Source organism: Oleiagrimonas soli, assembly GCF_000761445.1.
GTDB classification, from domain to species: domain Bacteria; phylum Pseudomonadota; class Gammaproteobacteria; order Xanthomonadales; family Rhodanobacteraceae; genus Oleiagrimonas; species Oleiagrimonas soli.
Genome location: NZ_JROI01000020.1, coordinates 1 through 2,484, shown reverse-complemented (window position 1 = coordinate 2,484; position 2,484 = coordinate 1). Strand labels below are relative to the sequence as shown.

Annotated in this window: 2 protein-coding genes; both read left to right on the top strand. The window is 64.7% G+C overall.

The features are described from left to right. The first annotated feature begins 50 nt into the window (after positions 1–50). Complete coding sequence (locus tag LF63_RS00035; RefSeq protein ID WP_043098757.1) at positions 51–1,361, top strand: ABC transporter permease; 1,311 nt, start codon at positions 51–53, stop codon at positions 1,359–1,361. Then, the coding region (locus tag LF63_RS00030; protein ID WP_152569180.1) for an ABC transporter permease at positions 1,313–2,484 on the top strand (1,172 nt) is incomplete at its 3' end. The genes LF63_RS00035 and LF63_RS00030, both read left to right, overlap by 49 nt.

The following is a 2,484-nucleotide window of genomic DNA, read 5'->3' as shown; positions in this document are numbered from 1 at the left end:
GTGCCGCCGGTGGTGGCGACGCGCTCGGTGTAACGCCAAGGATTCGGACGATGTTTTTCTACTATCTCCAATTGGCTGTCCGCAGCTTCAGGCGCAATCGGGCGCTCACTGCGCTGATGGTGTTGACGTTGGGGCTGGGGATCGGTGCTTCGATCACGATGCTGACCGTGCTGAAGTTGCTCTCGGGCGACCCGCTTCCCACCCGCAGCGCACGTCTGTTTACGCCCGTCGTCAATCCGTGGCCGGCCGAAAATGCGACGCCCGCCGACGGCATGCCGCGGTGGTGGGGCAATCTGATGTCCTACACGGATGCGATGAGTCTGCTGCATGCGCACAAGGCCCGTCGGCAGGCGGTGACGGCATCGACCAAGGCCAAGATCGATCCGACGCAGCCGGGAGCGCATTCCTTCTATGGCCAGGGCGTCATGACCACGCCGGAGTTTTTCGCCATGTTCGGCGCGCCGTTCGCGTACGGCGGTGGCTGGAGTACACAGGATGCGGAGAATCAGGCTCGCGTCGTGGTCATATCCAGCGCCCTCAACGACCGGCTGTTCGGCGGCGGCAACAGCGTCGGCAAGATGCTGCGCGTCAACGATCACGACTATCGCATCCTCGGCGTGCTGAAGCCGTGGGCGCCGCAGCCGCGCTTCTACGCACTGACTTTCGGCGAGGACGCCTATGGCGATGGCGACGCCGTGTATCTGCCCTTGCAGTCGGCACGCGCCGATGGCATGAAACCGGCCGGCTACAGTTGCTGGGCACCGGGCAACGTGGCGCATCTGGAAACCGCGCCGTGCGCCTGGGTCAACCTGTGGGTGGAATTCGCGCAGGTATCCGGCGCACGTGCCTACAAGCGGTTCCTTTCGCATTATGTGCAGCAGCAGATCGCCCTGGGGCGGCTGCATCATCCCGAGGTCTGGCTGTTCAGCCTGACGGGATTTCTCGATCGTCAGAAGGTGGTGCCCGACGACTTGCGGCTGCAGACCAATCTGGCTTTCGGGTTCCTGCTGATCTGCATCGTCAATACCGTGGGACTGCTGCTGGCCAAGTGCCTGTGGCGTTCGCGCGAGATCGGCGTGCGTCGCGCCATGGGCGCCATTCGCCGCACGATCTTCGCGCAGTACATGGTGGAATCGGCCATCGTCGGTATCGCCGGCGGCGTGCTGGGCCTTGCATTCGCCGAGTTCGGGCTGCTGGTGATTCGGCACCAGCCCGCGCCCTATGCGCACCTTGCCTACCTCGATTTGCCCATGTTCGCCGCGACCTTCGCGGTGGCCCTGGTTGCCAGCCTCATCGCGGGGTTGCTGCCCGCATGGCGTGCCTGCGCCGTGGTTCCTGCGCCGCAACTGAAATCGGTATGAGAGGCGCCTTCATGGATATCGCTCCGATCTTCGCCAGCCTGCGCAAGCACAAGATTCCCGTTGCGCTGATCGTGCTGGAAATCGCCCTGGCGTGCGCCGTGTTCTGCAACGCCGTGTTCATCATCGGCCATCGCGCCGCCGAGCTCGGCATGCGCAACGCCGTGGATGAAAGCCATCTGACGGTCATCGGCGTCGACGGCAGCGATCCGCGGATGGCCAGCACCGACATCCCGCGCAATCTCGCCGCCTTGCGCAGCATTCCGGGCGTCACTGGCGCCGCGGGCGTGACCGCCATCCCTTTCGGGAACGGCTCGGGCGTCGACAACGTGTCGGCCAGTGCGGAAAGCAAGGCGACTCCCGGCGCGGCACGCTACATGATCGGCCGGGATGCTCCGCAGGTGCTTGGTCTGAGGCTCGTCGAAGGTCGCTTCTTCCATGACGATGAATATGCCGGCAGCCTGCTTCGCGGCGGCATGATGCCGAGCGGGCATGTCGTGATCGTCACTCGGGCGCTGGCACAGCGCCTATGGCCCGGTCGACCGGCATTGGGACGACAGCTGTGGGTCGGTGGCGAGCATGACTTTATCGTCATCGGCGTTGTCGCTGATGTCGCTCGTCCCGGCAGCGCCACGATCGGGCAGAGCTATGCGTATTACGCCACCTTCTTCCCGCTCGGGGCGGATCCGGCGATGACGCAGTATGTGGTGCGCAGCGCGCCGCAAGATCGTCAGCGCGTGTTGCGCGCGGCCGAGGCAAAACTGTACGCGCTGGCGCCCCATACGGTGATCCGGGGCCAGACCTTCACGCAGCTGCGCGACAAGGCGTTCACCGCCACGAGATCGATGGTGTGGGTGCTGGTGCTGGTGTGCCTGGTGATGCTGGCCGTTACGGCGTTCGGCATCGTGGGGTTGAGCAGTTTCTGGGTCAGGCAGCGACGTCGGCAGATCGGTATCCGTCGGGCCATCGGCGCGACCCGGGCCAACATCCTGCGCTATTTCCACACCGAGAATTTCCTGATCGCCACGCTCGGGATCGCGCTGGGCATGGCGTTGTCCTGGGCGTTGAACATGTACCTCATGCAGCACTACGAACTGCCGCGGCTGCCGTGGATCTACCTGCCGGT

Coding starts and splice junctions, on each gene's coding strand:
- LF63_RS00035 (WP_043098757.1), top strand. CDS start 51: ATGTTTTTCTACTATCTCCAATTGGCTGTCCGCAGCTTCAGGCGCAAT.